Source organism: Aliirhizobium smilacinae, from assembly GCF_006335145.1.
Taxonomy (GTDB): domain Bacteria; phylum Pseudomonadota; class Alphaproteobacteria; order Rhizobiales; family Rhizobiaceae; genus Neorhizobium; species Neorhizobium smilacinae.
The window spans coordinates 2002388-2016838 of record NZ_VDMN01000001.1; the positions used below are offsets into that span (position 1 = coordinate 2002388).

The following is a 14451-nucleotide window of genomic DNA, read 5'->3' on the forward strand; positions in this document are numbered from 1 at the left end:
AAATGTTTCAGCCCGTATCCGATCCTCTAAGTCATCGCTTGTTTCTTGTTTCGTTCTCGTTCATGGTGTTTCGGAACAAATCGAACTGTGGCGCCCGATAAGGTGGATACAGAGGGGGACAGAAATTGGCCCGTACACTGAATAAACTCTCAGCAATCACAGCCAAAAACGCCGGCGCCGGAAAATACTCCGATGGCGGCGGCCTCTGGCTAGTCAAACGAGAAGATGGCGGCGGGCAATGGGTGCTTCGCGTAACAATTCATGGCCGGCGCCGCGAAATGGGCCTTGGATCATTCTCCGAAGTTTCTTTGAAAGAAGCTCGCGAGGCCGCCGATAGGTGGAGAGCCGTCACCCGCAGCAATGTCGATCCTATCAAAGAGCGCGAGCGTCAGCGCCGGGAAGCCGCGAAAAAGCTGCATATCCTGAAAGACGTGGCAGCCGACGCGTTTGAGAGCCGTAAAGCGGAATTGAAGGGCGACGGGAAGGCCGGCCGGTGGTTCACACCGCTCGAACTGCACGTTTTGCCAAAGCTGGGTAAGTTGCCGGTGGGCGAGATCGATCAGACAGACATTCGCGACACCTTGGCGCCCATCTGGCACACCAAGGCTGATACGGCAAAGAAGGCGTTAAACCGCCTCTCGATCGTCATGAGGCACGCCGCAGCACTTGGCTTGGAGGTCGATATCCAAGCTACGGAGAAAGCACGCGCGCTTTTGGGTAAACAGCGGCACAAGATAACCAATATCCCTGCGATGCCATGGAAAGAGGTGCCCACCTTCTACGCAAGCCTTTCAGATCCAACGATAACGCACCTCGCGCTCAAATTGCTTATGCTCACCGGTGTCAGATCGGCGCCTTTGCGTTTCATCCGCGAGGAACAAATCGAAGGCGACGTGTGGATCATTCCCGGTTCCATCCAAAAGGGCCGCCGGGATAGGACGCCCGATTTCCGCGTGCCTCTGACGCCGGAAGCGCTTGATGTGATCGACGCTGCACGGCAGCACGCCCGCGGCGGCTTCCTGTTCCCGAATATTCGGAAGGGGGTAATCAGCGATGCCACGATGTCACGACTTATGGAGCGCGCGAAGCTCGACTATCGGCCTCACGGCTTTCGTTCAAGCCTACGCGACTGGATCTCCGAAGCGACAGACACTCCGCATGACGTTGCGGAAACTACCTTGGGCCACGTAGTCGGCGGCGCCGTCGAGCGCGCATACCGGCGCACCGATTTTCTTGAGCAGCGCCGAAAAGTTCTTGAACGGTGGGCTAAGCATGTGACCGGGCAGGGAGCGCAAGTCCTGCAGCTCGTGAGGGCGGAAGCGTGATTTCCGATGCTGTTTTAAATCGGTCTTGGTGGTCAATGCCCATGGCTCTTGCTTGGGTAATATGGCGAGACGAGGAAAGCGTGAGCGCATTTTCGCAGGCTGACGCCTTATCGCTCCATGGGCTGGATGCCGGACTTAGGTGGGAAGAATGCGCCGGAAAGTTGTCTGCTATGCCTCGTATCGAGGATGTGTTTGCGGACATCGCGGAAAAAGCCGCCGCCGGCACACTGACCTTTCACGCCGTCAACATCGCGACTGGCGAAATCGAAGGTATTCCGCGTCACGCCTGGTCATATCTGCGGCTGGGTCTCGATGACGCGAATGTCCTCATCCGAAGTGATAGTATGTCGGACCAATATCGCGACATCATCTGTGACGCGATGCAGTTGATTGGGATTTGGCCTGCTGCAGCTCATCAGAGCGACAAGCCTCCGACTGATCGCCCGGATGCCGGTAAGGAAGCAACGCGTTCCAAGATAACGAGGCCAGCAGTTTCTAAGGCGTCGGTGTGTTTGTGGTGGCTGGATGAGTTTCTCCCGAAATGCTCCGCGCAGGCTACCGTAGACACCATCTGGAAAGCCGCGAAGGTTGCATTGCCGGATGTTTCTCGATCCATGGTTCGCGAAGTCGTCGAAGAGAACTATCCGTCAGATTGGTCTAAAACGACCGGCCCCAAAGGGCCTCGGAAAACCACTTCGTAATTGCGCCGCGTAATCGTGCCGCTTTTTTCGATGGCACAATTGCATAATTAGCCCGCCCAATTTTGGCGCTGCATGGTCTTCTCGTCACAACATGTTTCGAGGTGAACCAATGACCGAAACCACCAGCCGTATAACAGACACCGACCCGCTTCTAGATTGCCACGAGGTCGGAAAACTAGCGGGCGGTGAAGCTCGCCCTTTGAGCCGGACCACAGTGTGGCGCCGCATCAAGGATGGCACCCTGCCCCCTCCAATTGAGATTGGCGGCCTTCGACGTTGGCCCAAGTCCGAAATCCTTGCCTGCATCGAGCGCGCCAAGAGTGCTCGTCCGGCAGCGGCATAGGAGGTTGCCCTGATGCGGAAAGCAGAAAACCCGGCGGCGCGGGTAAGCGCCAACCGGGTTCTGGATATTTTAGCAATCGCCAAACCGCTAGAATGCCAGAACCCTACCGAAACCAACCCTGAAATTCAATCCGAAATGCTGGCGGTCGCTTCCGTCATGCGTCGTTGCCGTGTGTCGTTCTGGCATGCGCAGACGATCTGCCGGCTGTATGGCCTTGGAGGGCAGCACGCATGACGCAGCGTCTCGAAATTATCGCTCGTATTCTCCCCGATGGTATGGCTTTCCGAGTGCTGGGGCGTGATGCCTGGGCACTTCGCAATCTGGTCAACGCCGGTTCCGCCGGTTGCACCCCGATCGACCATCCCGGACCACGGTGGAGCCACTACGTCTTCAAGCTGCGCAAACGCGGGCTGATCATCGAAACAATCGATGAGAAGCATGGCGGTCAGTTTTCGGGTTCACATGCGCGGTACGTCCTCCAATCCAAGGTTTTGATCCTTCGAGACAGTGATAGGAGGGCGGCATGATCTGCGATATTCCTGGCGTCGATGAGATCATAAAAGCGGCCGAATGGCTGGCTGAACAGAAGGAGCCACCCGCGCTGGTGGCTCCTGCCCTCAAACAGCAGTTTGGTCTCAACCCATCTGAGGCCGGTCAGGCTGCATTGATCGCGCGCGGAATTCGCACGGCCAGAAAGGGGGCGTCACGATGAGCAGCCCTTGGATGAAATTTTACCCATCCGACTGGCGCGCAGATCCTTGCCTCCGAATGTGCTCGATCGGAGCAAGGGGGCTTTGGATGGAAATGCTTTGCATAATGCATGAGGCGTCACCCAGAGGGACACTGCGTATCAACGGCAAACAAGTCAGCGATGCGCAGCTTGCTATTTTGACGGGGTGCCCAGACCTCTCCGTTTTCCTGGCGGAGTTGGAGGAAGCGGGGGTATTCAGCCGCGAGGGCGACGGCGCAATCTGCAGCCGCCGTATGATGCGCGACACAGAGAAGGCTGATGCCGATCGGGCAAATGGCAGCAGAGGCGGAAATCCTCGTTTGGTTAAAGCCGGGGTTAACCCCCGGGATAACGGTGAGGATAAAGCCCAGAAGCCAGAAGCCAGATACCAGATACCAGATACGAGAGATAAGAACCTTTCCGTACCAAGTACGGAAAGAGCCGTCCGCGTCTTCTGCGAGCACGCCTCGAAAGCTGGAATTCCGGTGCCGAGAAAGATTGGGCTCACCCGAAAAAGAAAGATCGAAGCCCGGCTTCGTGAGCATGGCGATGATGACTGGGAAAAAGCATGCAGTCGTATGGCGGCAAGCGCATTCTGCCGCGGCCAAAACGATCGAGGATGGCAAGCAGACATCGATTTTCTTTGCCAGCCAGACACCATCAACAGGTTGCTTGAGGGAAAATACGATGATCGGCCTATTTCGATTGGCCGGGGCCGGCCCAGAGAACGAACTATGAGCGACGCGATGGACGATTTCCAGCGGAGATTGGGCCAGGAGATAGAGGCCGGCCCGACGATCGAACATGATGAGTTCGTGAGGCCCATAGCCCCACTCGGCAATGGCTTGGAGGATGCGGCGTGATGAGCACGTGTATTCCTGTCCCGATGCTGCCGGCCGAAATAATTACGATCAAAGAGGCGGCCTATCGCGCCCATGTCGCGGAAAAGAAGATCCGCCAATGGGTTCGCGAAGATGGCATAGGCCGACAGTCGGGGCCTGGGTCATCCATTCAGGTTTCGGCGGTTGCGCTTGAGATGAAGGTTTGCGGGGCCACCGCCGCGCTCGAACTGCTTCGACAGAACCAGAGGGAGAGCGAGGATGTCCGCTTTTACATTGATCGTGTCGGTGCGAGCCTCTGAAAGGGCACAGATGGGCAAATCCGACCACATTCAGCCAATTGCCAGCGGCGGCATTGTGCGCTGGACTGGTGGCCTCGAACATGGAGGCCATCATGCAAGCCGAGACGATCAACAGCACACCGAGGGAACGCTCCGTTGCGGTGATGCTCCGCGGTGCGAGAGTTACGGAAAGTTTCAGGGATAATCTTTTCGATGCCGCAAACCGGGCAGGCATCACCCCGAATGAATTTGTTCTGCAGGCTGCTGCCGAGAAGCTCCATCGCGCCGGCCGCGAGTTTTCCGGCATCTTTCGCAAGGGTGACCTCTCGGAGCTTAACGGAGGTATCGGCGCCCAGGGAGGCCGCGCATGACAAGCTTTATCTTCGGCGGCGATGGGCAGGAAACACCAGAGGATGCTGCTCGTCGCAAACGTCAAGCGGTAGCGAGAGCACTGGCCCAATCTTCCCAGGCTCAGAGCGTAGGCGATGCCATCGGGCAAGGCATGTCGGGCTTCGGCGATGCGCTCGCTTACAGGCAACAGCAGCCGCAGAACCAATTCCCCGATGCGCCTGGCGGCGGCGCCCCGAGTTTCATGCAGGCGATAAAAAACATGATGGGATTTAGGTCTGGGGGGCTTTTCTGATGGTCTCTTTCATCTTTGGGGGCGATACGCAGGAAACTCCCGAATCCATCAAGCGCAAGCGGGCTATCGCACAGGCTTTGCTGCGCGGTTCGACCCGTCAGCCGGAAAGTGTTGGAGAGGCGATCGGCCAGGGTCTTTCCGGACTTGGTGATGCGCTGATCTACCGTCAGTTGAATGGTGATGCTGATAAGGCAGAAAAGGCCGGCAAAGCCTCTCTGGAAGCCGACCGGGCATCGTTCTATGGTGACGGGGCAACCCTTCCGTCTCCGGGCGCCGCTGCCGAGCTTTCGAGCACAAGCCCCGCTGCCGACGTTTCCAGCAACGGCGACACATTCCGCCCGTTCATAGACGAGGTAAAATCGGGCGGTTTGTCGAACCCGTATGCTCTGGCGGCCGTCGCTTCGACCGGGCGAGCCGAAAGCGGCTGGTCACCAGCCAATGCTGCGCGCACCTGGGACGATCCGAGCGAAAGCGGCAAGCCTGGCCGGGCGGGCGGCATCATGTCGTGGCGCGGGCCGAGGTATGACGCACTCGCGGCAGCGGGCGACCTTTCGCCACAAGGGCAGGCACGGTTCTTCCTGAAGGAGAACCTCCAGCTTATCGAAAAGCTGCAGGCCGCAAAAAGTGTCGAAGAAGCGCAGAGCCTGATGAATTCGGCCTGGGCGTTTGCGGGTCATGATCGGCCGGGCGGCGAGTCCGCGCGCAGGCTTGGCTATGCAAAAGGCTATCTGCCGCAGTTTCAGGGCAGCGGCACACAGGTTGCCAGCCTCGATCCGTCTGCCGGCATGCCGACGGTCGCCGGTGCGATTGCCCTGCAATCTGGTCAGCCATTACAGCTCCCTTACCGTGACCCGACAGTTTCGGCGCCGAACTATCGGCCGTCTACGCCGGTTGCGGAAGCACTGGCCGGAAGTGCGCAGGCACCGCAGGCTGCTCGCTCACCTTCGCCAGTTGCCGCCGCACTGGCAGGGAACGCGGCACCGGCCGCGCCACTTCCGAGCGAAACACAGGTTGCCTCCGGTGCCGCGGTTCCGCGTGGTGGCTTGGTTGCCCAGGCATTGGCAGGAGAGCGGTATTATCCGCCAGCGCCAACGGCACCGGGCAGTTCCGGCCCTTCAGTGCAGCAGGCAACACGTCTGCTCAATAACCCGTATGCCACCGAGGCCGATCGAGCGATGGCGATGGATGCGATAGAGCGGGACCGGAAGACGAGAGATCCAGTTTACCAGATGCAGTTGCGCAAAGGCCAACTCGACCTTGAGGCCACGGAATCTGGAAGCTGGTCAAAGCTCGACGACGGCAGGCTGTTCAATCAGCGGACTGGCGAAGTTCGCAACGCTCCGACTGCACCCGGTGCTGCGCCGTCTGATCTTGGCCTGAACCCGCAATATGGCACCGATGCCAATGGTAACCCGGTTCTGCTCCAACTTGGCAAAAATGGTCAAGTCGTGCAGTCAAAGATGCCTGACGGTGTGACACTGGCAAAGGAGCCGATTAAGCTCGACGCCGGGACGCACTTCGTGCTTCTCGACCCGATTACACGGCAACCGGTCGGGCAGATCCCGAAAGAGAACTTCAAGGAGGCGTCTGAAAAAGCTGCCGGCACGGAATCAGGCAAATCCGGGATACAGGAAGCCGCGGCAGCCCCGCAGGCAATTGCGGATGCTGATTATTCGATATCTCTCATTGATGAGATGCTCACGCACCCGGGCCGCGCCACTGCAACAGGCATGAGCAGCATCATTGATCCGCGGAACTACATCGCCGGCACCGACGCCACCGATTTCAACACGCGGAAGCGGCAGCTTGAGGGAAGAGCATTTCTTCAGGCATTCAATAGCCTACGCGGCGGCGGTCAAATCACCGAAGTTGAGGGCAAAAAGGCGACCGAGGCTATTACTCGCCTGAATGCTGCACAGTCAGATGATGCGTTCGTAGGGGCGCTGACGGAACTTAAGGGCATATTGGAGGTCGGGCGCGACCGGTTCCGCCAAAAGGCCGCTGGCGCCAGATCTGCCGCACCTGCAGCCGGTGCCGTCACAGCCCCGGCAATGCCCGATGTTTCTGCGCCAGGCACTTTTGATCCACTGGGGCTACGATAATGCCGACAATCAAAGAAATTCGCGAGAAATACCCGCAGTATGAAGACTGGAACGATGCGCAGCTTGCAACGGCCCTGCATCGAAAATTCTATGCTGATATGCCGCGGGCCGACTTCAATAAGGCAATCGGCTTCGATGCATCCGAAAACAAACCGATCTCGTTCGAAGAAGGGCAGGCCCTGCTTGACCAAGAAAACCAGTCAGGAGCATCCGGTGCCGCCGGTGCCGGTCTCTCTGGCTTTGTTGACGGAATACCGGTAGCCGGCCCTATGCTACTAGGCGGCGCCCAGCGCGCGGCAGCGGGCATTTCATCGCTCATTGATGGGGAGAGCTATGACGAGAACCTGAAGCAGGCCCAAGGGGTGACCAAGGCCGCACAGGGTGCACATCCATACGTCACGACCGGCGCGAATGTGGCCGGTGCCGTTGCTGGCACGCTGCCTCTTGTCGCGGCAGCACCGGCGGCGTTCGGTGCAGGCACTGCCGGTTTAACGGCGCGCTCTGCTGCATCAGCGTTTTCCGGTGCAGGCTTGGGTGGTGCGGATGCAGCGGTGCGATCTGGCGGAGATATCGAAAAATCCGCGCTTGGTGCCGGCATCGGCTTCGGTCTTGGCGCTATTGCTCCCGGTGTCGGCGGCCTTATCGGTGTCGGCGCACAAAAGATCTGGAATGCCGCAACCAATCGTGCCGCTGCCGCTGCCGCAGGTGTAACGCCTCGCGCAGTGAAGGATGTTGCCAATCTCGCGGCACGGGATGGTCTCGACGCCAGCGCAATGCGCAGCGCTCTGGATAATCTGGGGCCTGAGGCGATGATAATGGATGTCGGGCCGGGACTGCAGGGCCGTGCAGGCGGTATAGCGGCAACGCCGGGTGAAGGACAGGCAATCATTCGCGATGCGCTTGCTGCACGCCAGGCAGGCGCAAACGGCAGGATAGGGCAAGCTGTCGACGATTCGCTTGGGCCGAATGTTATTCCGTCCCAGATCGATCAAGGCATCGAAGCGGGTCAGCGCTCCCTCTCCCCGCTTTACGGGGAAGCGTTCAACGGTGCCAGGGCCGTCAACACACAGCCGATCGCTGAAGGCTTGGAGGCGCAGGCCGTCAATCTTCGCGGCGATGCCCAGGCCGCCGTGCAGCGTGTTCGCCGGATGCTGAATATCACCGGCACCGACCAGCTTGACCCCAATCCCGGCACGCTCTTCCAGACCCGCCAGGCGATCGACGGCTTGATGGCGACAGAGGCCAATCCGCAGGTTACCCGGGTTCTAACCGGTGTCCGTTCTCAGATCGACGACGAGCTGGCACGCACGGTGCCGAACTTGAAAGAGGTGGATGCAAGCTTTGCCGAGCTTGCGCGGCAGCGCGAGGCACTGAAGCGCGGTCAAACAGTCCTTGAAGGCAAACGGAGTTCACCTCGCCCCACTGAGCTTGTTGACGAGGTAACGGCCGGCGCATTGCCGCAAGGCATGCAGATTGGCCCATCGGCTGTCCCGTTGCGACTTTCGCAAGGTGCGCGAGCTGAAGTCGATCGCATTCTCGGTAACCACGCCAACGATGTCGTCAAGCTCAACAACCTGATCAAAACAGAGGGGGATTGGAACAGGTCTCGGTTGGCAACTCTCTTCGGACAGGAGAAAGCGGATCGGCTGTTTAAGGTGCTCGAAGCCGAGCGCATTTATGCTGATACGAACCAAGTTGTTACCCGCAACAGCGAAACCACACGGCGCCTGGCGGCCAAGGGAGAGGCATCACCCTCTGAACCGGATCTGGTGAAAAGCTCATTTGCTGCCGGCGGCGTCAAAGCCATTCCTCGCGCTATGGCCGTCAAAGCGTCCGACAAGGTGATAAACGCGCTGTTGAGTGGGCGCCGCGCTGCCGCCGAAACGGATATGTCCCGCGTTCTGAGTTCGCGGAATCGCGCCATTCTCGATGCGCTGCAATCGCGTGAGATGTTACCTCGGATCGATCGACGCGCGGATTCCGTCGCAAAGGCCCTATTGCTGGGGTCCGGTGCCGCGTCCTCTCGATGATCCGTCCAACTTCTCTCCGAGCCACCACACCCCGAAGACGAGCGCGCCGCCGCAGATGAAGCCAATCGGGAAACCCGGGCCGTCAAAAAGCCCGGCCACTGCCTTGAAGCCTACGCCAAAGCCGTAAAGCACAGCCACAAGCGTCAGAACGCATCCGATCTGCAAAATTCGTAGCAACAACATTGCGGGCAGCCTAAAAAGGAAAGTCGCTCACCATGCGCATAACTGGCCTCGATTTTCAATCCATCGCTGAAGCGGCGGAATATCTGCAACTGCTTCAGATGGAGGCGCGGCATGGAGAGCGCAACGTGTCGGCCGTCGGGGCGGTTCTGGATGCGATCGACATGATGGAATGTCGGTCGATTGCCGACGCAATGGCCCTGATCGATCTTTCACAGCAGATATCAGCGGCGTTGTTTTTCGAACTGCGGGGCAATGTCGATGGACCTGGCGAAGGAGAGGACCAGACGGCGCAGCTCGCGGGAATTATGCGCTACCTTAGCCGGTGCCGTGAGGGTTTAACCGAGCTGGGTGACCAGGCGCCGCCACATAGTGTCACGATAAATTAGCCTTCGCGCGCCTTCACTTCTTGAGGCGGAGCCGTGCACCTGTGTATTCTCCGTTCGTGATTTCTACATCATACGCAGCGTACGCGGCCTTGATCTTATCCTTGGTAGTATCGGTCGCTATGCCGGTCGTTTCGAACCGGTGGACCGTTGTGAAGGCGATCCCGGCATGTTCTGCCAGCTCTCGCACAGACCACTTCAAGATAGCCCGCGCCGCGCGGTTTGCTTCAGGCGTCAGTTCAGCCATATGTGCTCCAAATTGTTACAGGTGTATGCTTTCTGGATTGACGCATACGGTTGTATGCTATACATACACTTGTAACAACGAAACAGCAATGGATAAACACCCGATGTCGAACAGCCCTGTTCCGGCCGCTGCCGAAGGCATGCCGAAATTCGACCTCCGCCAGATCATGCGGGATGCATGGTCAATCTATCGTCGCATCTGGGGTGGCTCATGCCGGCCGGCCAATGAGCAGGTCCGCCGCAAAGAACTGGCGAAGGCTTTGCGCAACGCTTGGGCACTGGCAAGGCAGGCCCGCGCCGCAGCGGCGAAGACGCTGGCGGAAAAGGCGGCCGATCGGGTGCGCGAACTCACTGCCGAGCTGATGCGGCTCGATGCCCGCCCATGGGGCATGCGCAGCCATCGCAGCGCCACCGCACGCGATGTAATCCAACTCGAGCTGGCGAGCGCCCAGGCGGTGCTGCAATGAGCAAGCGTTCTCAAATCTCCGATGTAAGCCTCTCGATATCTGAGCTGCGCCGGGCGGCAATGGTCGCAGACGAATACATCAATTTCGAACTCAGCGCCGGCAACGGCGGGAATTTCTCGGATGCTTGCACTCTGACGAGCGAGCAGGCCGACGGCATCGTCTACATGCTTCGCCATCTCCGAAACCTCGCCGAGCAATTGGGGAAAGAGGTCGAGAACATGTGTCAGGGGAAAGGGATGAACCGGCGCATGGTGCGAGACGGCGGCCTGGTGGCCGCAGTTACGAGCCACACTACGGTTTCTACCGCTGACATCGCAGATCCATTGCTTGAAATGATCCAGAATTACAGGCGCAGCCTGAAGGATTTCAACGAAAATGCTCCTCACGATGATGAAGGCGCCGATGCATATGGCAAACGATCCTGGTTTCCCGTTTTAGTTCAATTGAACCAGTGGAGCGAACCCGCTGCCAGCCTGCAAGGCGCAACCGAAGCGCTCCGGATCGCTATCTCGGATGAAAATGGCGTCTACGGATCGGAGGCCGCAGATCGAATGGTGAAGGCTGCATTGGGTTATTTGGAGGCGCAGTTATGACCGGCGAATGCAACAGAACGCCATCGATCTATCGCCTCATGGCGACGTACTGGGATCGGTATGACATTCTCGCAGAAGCGATGTGGCTCTCCAATCGGGCGTCAGATGAATCTGCCGAACACGCCGCCGCTCTGGACGCTCAATGGCAGGCCGGCAACGATATGGATGAAGCCATAGTACAAATCTGCGCTTTCGTGCCTCAGAAGATGGAGGATGCACGGATTAAGGCGAAATTTGTAGCGGCTATCGCCGAAGACAAAGGCGGGACGCTGGAAGCCCCGGAATTGGCGGCGCTTATTCAGTCCCTCCCGAACCTCATTCTTTGCGAATACGCGCGCCTTGAAGGAGTGCGGTCATGAGGGCGCGGGCCAAAATTCATCGAATGCGGATCCAGCGCCGGTGCCGAGGCGCGGGCGATAAGGCGCATGCCGAGATTTACCGGCTGCGGCGGGCCACATTGGAAACTTATATCGAGGAGCTGATAGCTCTGCTCGATGCGATCGACGGCGATACGGATCTTGAAGACGACGAGATCGAGGATATCGACGAGCGGGAGCTGCCGTTTGCCACTGTCAAATCAGAGGCTAGGCTATGACGGCACGGAGCATAATCCGGCTTATGGTCGCGCGAAGGATGTTCAAACTGTCTCGCTGGCTCCTGAAGGCCGGCGAGGCGATGCTTGAGAAGGAATGTCGATCAAGGCCGGAAACATCCCGAACTCGCGGCCGATGAACCACTGAACCTGTTAAAAATTGTTATTCCACCGGCTGAACGCTCCCGGTGAAGGATGTTGGTAGATGTTGGTATTTCGGCAGAAACCACTTTCCGGTGCAAACCTGAAAAAACCTGAGATTTAACCGACTATGAGCGCCAGGTGTCACGCCGGGCCGCCTGTTAGTAAATGTTAGTGTTCAGGCCGAAATCGCTTTCCGGTCGGCTTTGTTGTTAAAGGTTGTGGTTCAGGTCGAAATTTCTTCCCGGTGTCGATATCGACAGACCTTAGAAGAATTCTAGAACAGCGATAAACGGCGCACCCCTGCATGTTCACTTTTGTGAACCTTTTCACTGTTTTTGTTTCCCGGTGAGCAATCATAAAAACCTTACAAAACCTTACTTTTTGAGCGCTGCGCGCGCCCGGTGTGGCATGGCCGCGCTCGTCCTGCTACTTCAGAAAACTTCAGTCGCACCCGTCGGGTTGGTCGATTCAAGGAGGCTGTGATGCTGCTAATCGATTTTCTGTCCTACTTTAACTTGTTCCTTGTTTTCGCCGGCGCCCTTATAGGCGTCTTTCTAAACCGGGTTGTACAGGCCTTAGTAGATAGGGGGCTTCGCCAACAGACGATCAAACTGGAGTGGGAGCAGAAGAAGCGAGAGCAAGCGGCCAGAGTGGCGGAATACATGTCATACGCTTGGCAACTGCGCAGCGATGATACCATGGATATTTATCGGAAAACTAACCAGCTCGGTTGGGAACTGGCGATGTACTTACCAGCCGAACTGTACACCCATGTCCGTGACGGCGTTATGGATGCCAATGATAAAAATCCATTGAGCGCTATCCTTGCAGCGCGGAAGCATCTTTTAAAAGATGAGCGGGATGCGTTAACGTTGGATGATATCGCATTTCACTTTCCCAACGCGAAGGTAATCTCAAAAGCTGTCGAAAACTAAACAGGCTCGAGATTCAGTTCACTCACCCCAAGCATATCGAAGCAAATCTACGACGGCCATAGAAACCGTTGACGCGGCGACTAAAACGGCGAGTACACGCTCTCGTTTGCCAAGTCGAAGTGTCGTTTCCACTCGATGACCGTCCCAGTAAAGATCCCCTGTCCTTCTGTGGACGCCGAGTAGGGTTACACCTTGAATTGAGATAGGTCGAATTTCACTATCCCAATCGTCGGGCGGATCGGCCGTGCTGATCGCAAGCCGGCGGATTTCTTCCCAATCTATTTGTTCGCCCATGGTCACGCATGATGTTGGTAAACGTTGGTCTTTTTACAGAAACAGGTTTTTCGGTTACGTAACAACCTTAAAAATCTGAAATCTCAGGTACTATGTCGTCCACCACAGAGCGCGCACACATTTATTGTTCCTAGCCGGTGGAATTAACGCAATCTGACAATACCAGACTTTTTTGCAGCTATTCCTGCCCGGTTGAAATGCCCGATCTATCCGGCCCCTGTAGACTGTACAGGCCGTGAAAGCTTCAGTTTATGTTGATGGACGTACGTTTGCGCACAGCCGCGTTCGGCAAGCTTAGAACCGAGCGTTTAACCTTGATTGGCTAAGGTTAGCCAAGGTTTCGGTCGGTCTCGCTTCCCGGTAGAACCCAACCAGGCATACTGCTTACCACTGGCCGCATCGCCTCATTTGGCCGCGACTGAGGTGCTCCGTGCGCGTCCTTCGAATATCTTGAGGTAATTCATAGTGGTGATGTCCTGAGCATACATGCAGTGTAGCAGCCAGACGCGCTTCCAGAGTTCATCATGCTCAGGAAGGTAATTCACCGCCAACCCGAGTGTTTTCGCTTCGCGATGGTCTACGACAGAGCCATGAGAATGGAAAACGTTTTTGGTAGACAAGGCCTCAACGACCGCCGACACTTCTTGAGGCTGTTTTCCCGCAAGCATCCCTGTCTGCAGAAGCGATGTCGCGAGCTTCTTCGTCTGCATAATGGCATATGCAGCGAGGCGATGCAGGGGATAGTTTTGCTGGGCGATAGGGGCCTCGATCAGTATCGACGCCGGAACTCCATTTAGATGGGGATCGATCGGCCCGAGTTCAGAGGTTGGCCCCATAATGATTTCGCGTGCAGCAAGGCAGATCATTGTGCCGTTGCTCTTCGCGGCATTCACGACAATCACTCGCAGGTCCGGAACCATGCTTTGAAGCAAAGATACAATTGCTTCAGTGGCATCCGTTTCGCCGCCATTGGTTTCGAGAAGAAGATCCGTAGGCGCGCCACCTATGTCGCCAAGCAGCTCGGCAACATAGGGGATGTCACCGGCGTTGATCATCGATTCATTTCTGAAGCGATTTGCAAAATAAACCACAAGTCGCCTGCCGGTCATTTCCTCGATATCGGAAATAATGAGCTGGCGGAGATATCTGTCTTTTTGCTGGACCCAGAATAGTGGCGACTGCGAAGGAAGCGATTTGCCTCTGGGAAATTTGGCCTGCTCGGCCGGACTAGCCTTGTCCTCGGTCCCGCTCATATTCCCCCGGTGTCTTCGTCTCTGCCGCATCGCCGTGAACCATGCGCCTCATCTTGTCATAGTCCGGTCGCGGTTCGGCGGGAGCATGAACGACGCGAGTATCTACCATGCGGCCGGAAGACTTTGGCCGAGTGATATCGGAAATATCTGCCATCGCGACAGATTGAAAAAGGTTCATGATGCTCTCCATCGAGCGAGTGGTTCCGCTTCGGTCATAGAAGCCTATCGTTGTGCGTGGCTGTCCGCGCATCTGGCATTAAGAGAATCAGTCACGCTGATAGCCGTCAAGGCATTTGTCGGAAGGGATAACGCTCTCGCCGTTATTTTATCCGGTCAGCCTTAAAAATATATGAGGCCCGCCGATCGA

The 14451-nt window shown here is 57.3% G+C and carries 20 protein-coding genes; 16 read left to right on the forward strand and 4 right to left on the reverse strand.

Annotated elements, in window-relative coordinates; translation table 11 throughout:
• The first annotated feature begins 125 nt into the window (after window positions 1-125).
• The 5 genes from FHP24_RS09790 to FHP24_RS09815 all read left to right on the forward strand — a co-directional run bounded on the left by FHP24_RS09790 (window position 126) and on the right by FHP24_RS09815 (window position 3081).
• Complete coding sequence (locus tag FHP24_RS09790) at window positions 126-1325, forward strand: tyrosine-type recombinase/integrase (protein ID WP_139675861.1); 1200 nt, start codon at window positions 126-128, stop codon at window positions 1323-1325.
• 41 nt (window positions 1326-1366) lie between these two features.
• On the forward strand, window positions 1367-2026 hold the full coding sequence (locus FHP24_RS09795) for a hypothetical protein (protein WP_180355940.1): 660 nt from the start codon (window positions 1367-1369) through the stop codon (window positions 2024-2026).
• Window positions 2027-2381: 355 nt separating this feature from the next.
• The gene (locus FHP24_RS09805; protein ID WP_139675863.1) at window positions 2382-2603 is read left to right on the forward strand and encodes a hypothetical protein; all 222 of its coding nucleotides are present in this window, start codon (window positions 2382-2384) and stop codon (window positions 2601-2603) included.
• The gene (locus FHP24_RS09810; protein ID WP_139675864.1) at window positions 2600-2896 is read left to right on the forward strand and encodes a winged helix domain-containing protein; all 297 of its coding nucleotides are present in this window, start codon (window positions 2600-2602) and stop codon (window positions 2894-2896) included. Before FHP24_RS09805 ends, FHP24_RS09810 begins: the two co-directional genes overlap by 4 nt.
• Window positions 2893-3081, forward strand: a complete 189-nt coding sequence (locus FHP24_RS09815) for a hypothetical protein (RefSeq protein WP_139675865.1) — start codon at window positions 2893-2895, stop codon at window positions 3079-3081. Before FHP24_RS09810 ends, FHP24_RS09815 begins: the two co-directional genes overlap by 4 nt.
• A 116-nt stretch (window positions 3082-3197) precedes the next feature.
• On the opposite strand, the gene FHP24_RS09820 is transcribed toward FHP24_RS09815, so the two are convergent.
• On the reverse strand, window positions 3198-3905 hold the full coding sequence (locus FHP24_RS09820; protein WP_139675866.1) for a hypothetical protein: 708 nt from the start codon (window positions 3903-3905) through the stop codon (window positions 3198-3200).
• A gap of 56 nt (window positions 3906-3961) precedes the next feature.
• Here FHP24_RS09820 and FHP24_RS09825 point away from each other — a divergent pair, with 56 nt between their 5' ends.
• From FHP24_RS09825 to FHP24_RS09850, 6 genes are all read left to right on the forward strand, one after another.
• Window positions 3962-4240 (forward strand): hypothetical protein, encoded by a 279-nt coding sequence (locus FHP24_RS09825; RefSeq protein ID WP_139675867.1) that lies wholly within the window; start codon window positions 3962-3964, stop codon window positions 4238-4240.
• 92 nt (window positions 4241-4332) lie between these two features.
• The gene (locus tag FHP24_RS09830; RefSeq protein ID WP_139675868.1) at window positions 4333-4590 is read left to right on the forward strand and encodes a hypothetical protein; all 258 of its coding nucleotides are present in this window, start codon (window positions 4333-4335) and stop codon (window positions 4588-4590) included.
• Window positions 4587-4862 carry a hypothetical protein gene (locus FHP24_RS09835; RefSeq protein ID WP_139675869.1) on the forward strand — a complete coding sequence of 92 codons (276 nt, stop codon included), beginning with the start codon at window positions 4587-4589 and terminating at the stop codon, window positions 4860-4862. The genes FHP24_RS09830 and FHP24_RS09835 overlap by 4 nt, the downstream gene beginning before the upstream one ends.
• Window positions 4862-6964: a hypothetical protein gene (locus FHP24_RS09840; RefSeq protein WP_139675870.1), complete on the forward strand. Its 2103-nt coding sequence runs from the start codon at window positions 4862-4864 to the stop codon at window positions 6962-6964. Before FHP24_RS09835 ends, FHP24_RS09840 begins: the two co-directional genes overlap by 1 nt.
• Window positions 6964-8994, forward strand: coding sequence for a hypothetical protein (locus tag FHP24_RS09845; RefSeq protein WP_139675871.1), 2031 nt, complete (start codon window positions 6964-6966; stop codon window positions 8992-8994). Before FHP24_RS09840 ends, FHP24_RS09845 begins: the two co-directional genes overlap by 1 nt.
• A gap of 215 nt (window positions 8995-9209) precedes the next feature.
• Complete coding sequence (locus FHP24_RS09850; protein WP_139675872.1) at window positions 9210-9563, forward strand: hypothetical protein; 354 nt, start codon at window positions 9210-9212, stop codon at window positions 9561-9563.
• Between the two features lie 13 nt (window positions 9564-9576).
• Here the strand turns inward: FHP24_RS09850 and FHP24_RS09855 are convergent, their stop codons facing one another.
• The gene (locus tag FHP24_RS09855) at window positions 9577-9807 is read right to left on the reverse strand and encodes a transcriptional regulator (RefSeq protein WP_139675873.1); all 231 of its coding nucleotides are present in this window, start codon (window positions 9805-9807) and stop codon (window positions 9577-9579) included.
• Between the two features lie 103 nt (window positions 9808-9910).
• Between FHP24_RS09855 and FHP24_RS09860 the strand changes: the two genes are divergently transcribed.
• The 5 genes from FHP24_RS09860 to FHP24_RS09880 all read left to right on the forward strand — a co-directional run bounded on the left by FHP24_RS09860 (window position 9911) and on the right by FHP24_RS09880 (window position 12537).
• Entirely contained in the window at window positions 9911-10273 is a 363-nt protein-coding gene (locus FHP24_RS09860; protein WP_139675874.1) for a hypothetical protein, read from the forward strand.
• The gene (locus FHP24_RS09865) at window positions 10270-10866 is read left to right on the forward strand and encodes a hypothetical protein (protein WP_139675875.1); all 597 of its coding nucleotides are present in this window, start codon (window positions 10270-10272) and stop codon (window positions 10864-10866) included. Before FHP24_RS09860 ends, FHP24_RS09865 begins: the two co-directional genes overlap by 4 nt.
• The gene (locus FHP24_RS09870) at window positions 10863-11225 is read left to right on the forward strand and encodes a hypothetical protein (RefSeq protein ID WP_139675876.1); all 363 of its coding nucleotides are present in this window, start codon (window positions 10863-10865) and stop codon (window positions 11223-11225) included. The genes FHP24_RS09865 and FHP24_RS09870 overlap by 4 nt, the downstream gene beginning before the upstream one ends.
• Complete coding sequence (locus FHP24_RS09875; RefSeq protein WP_246091644.1) at window positions 11222-11461, forward strand: hypothetical protein; 240 nt, start codon at window positions 11222-11224, stop codon at window positions 11459-11461. Before FHP24_RS09870 ends, FHP24_RS09875 begins: the two co-directional genes overlap by 4 nt.
• A 623-nt stretch (window positions 11462-12084) precedes the next feature.
• Entirely contained in the window at window positions 12085-12537 is a 453-nt protein-coding gene (locus FHP24_RS09880; protein ID WP_139675877.1) for a hypothetical protein, read from the forward strand.
• Between the two features lie 698 nt (window positions 12538-13235).
• Here the strand turns inward: FHP24_RS09880 and FHP24_RS09885 are convergent.
• Window positions 13236-14084, reverse strand: coding sequence for an SDH family Clp fold serine proteinase (locus FHP24_RS09885; RefSeq protein ID WP_139675878.1), 849 nt, complete (start codon window positions 14082-14084; stop codon window positions 13236-13238).
• Window positions 14059-14262: a hypothetical protein gene (locus tag FHP24_RS28710; protein WP_180355941.1), complete on the reverse strand. Its 204-nt coding sequence runs from the start codon at window positions 14260-14262 to the stop codon at window positions 14059-14061. The genes FHP24_RS09885 and FHP24_RS28710 overlap by 26 nt, the downstream gene beginning before the upstream one ends.
• Window positions 14263-14451: the final 189 nt, after the last annotated feature.

What these genes read in the sequence shown, in the direction of transcription:
- FHP24_RS09795 (WP_180355940.1), top strand. Translation starts at nt 1,367, where the DNA reads ATGGCTCTTGCTTGGGTAATATGGCGAGACGAGGAAAGCGTGAGCGCA.
- FHP24_RS09805 (WP_139675863.1), top strand. Translation starts at nt 2,382, where the DNA reads ATGCGGAAAGCAGAAAACCCGGCGGCGCGGGTAAGCGCCAACCGGGTT.
- FHP24_RS09810 (WP_139675864.1), top strand. Translation starts at nt 2,600, where the DNA reads ATGACGCAGCGTCTCGAAATTATCGCTCGTATTCTCCCCGATGGTATG.
- FHP24_RS09815 (WP_139675865.1), top strand. Translation starts at nt 2,893, where the DNA reads ATGATCTGCGATATTCCTGGCGTCGATGAGATCATAAAAGCGGCCGAA.
- FHP24_RS09820 (WP_139675866.1), bottom strand. Translation starts at nt 3,905, where the DNA reads ATGTTCGATCGTCGGGCCGGCCTCTATCTCCTGGCCCAATCTCCGCTG.
- FHP24_RS09825 (WP_139675867.1), top strand. Translation starts at nt 3,962, where the DNA reads ATGAGCACGTGTATTCCTGTCCCGATGCTGCCGGCCGAAATAATTACG.
- FHP24_RS09830 (WP_139675868.1), top strand. Translation starts at nt 4,333, where the DNA reads ATGCAAGCCGAGACGATCAACAGCACACCGAGGGAACGCTCCGTTGCG.
- FHP24_RS09835 (WP_139675869.1), top strand. Translation starts at nt 4,587, where the DNA reads ATGACAAGCTTTATCTTCGGCGGCGATGGGCAGGAAACACCAGAGGAT.
- FHP24_RS09840 (WP_139675870.1), top strand. Translation starts at nt 4,862, where the DNA reads ATGGTCTCTTTCATCTTTGGGGGCGATACGCAGGAAACTCCCGAATCC.
- FHP24_RS09845 (WP_139675871.1), top strand. Translation starts at nt 6,964, where the DNA reads ATGCCGACAATCAAAGAAATTCGCGAGAAATACCCGCAGTATGAAGAC.
- FHP24_RS09850 (WP_139675872.1), top strand. Translation starts at nt 9,210, where the DNA reads ATGCGCATAACTGGCCTCGATTTTCAATCCATCGCTGAAGCGGCGGAA.
- FHP24_RS09855 (WP_139675873.1), bottom strand. Translation starts at nt 9,807, where the DNA reads ATGGCTGAACTGACGCCTGAAGCAAACCGCGCGGCGCGGGCTATCTTG.
- FHP24_RS09860 (WP_139675874.1), top strand. Translation starts at nt 9,911, where the DNA reads ATGTCGAACAGCCCTGTTCCGGCCGCTGCCGAAGGCATGCCGAAATTC.
- FHP24_RS09865 (WP_139675875.1), top strand. Translation starts at nt 10,270, where the DNA reads ATGAGCAAGCGTTCTCAAATCTCCGATGTAAGCCTCTCGATATCTGAG.
- FHP24_RS09870 (WP_139675876.1), top strand. Translation starts at nt 10,863, where the DNA reads ATGACCGGCGAATGCAACAGAACGCCATCGATCTATCGCCTCATGGCG.
- FHP24_RS09875 (WP_246091644.1), top strand. Translation starts at nt 11,222, where the DNA reads ATGAGGGCGCGGGCCAAAATTCATCGAATGCGGATCCAGCGCCGGTGC.
- FHP24_RS09880 (WP_139675877.1), top strand. Translation starts at nt 12,085, where the DNA reads ATGCTGCTAATCGATTTTCTGTCCTACTTTAACTTGTTCCTTGTTTTC.
- FHP24_RS09885 (WP_139675878.1), bottom strand. Translation starts at nt 14,084, where the DNA reads ATGAGCGGGACCGAGGACAAGGCTAGTCCGGCCGAGCAGGCCAAATTT.
- FHP24_RS28710 (WP_180355941.1), bottom strand. Translation starts at nt 14,262, where the DNA reads ATGAACCTTTTTCAATCTGTCGCGATGGCAGATATTTCCGATATCACT.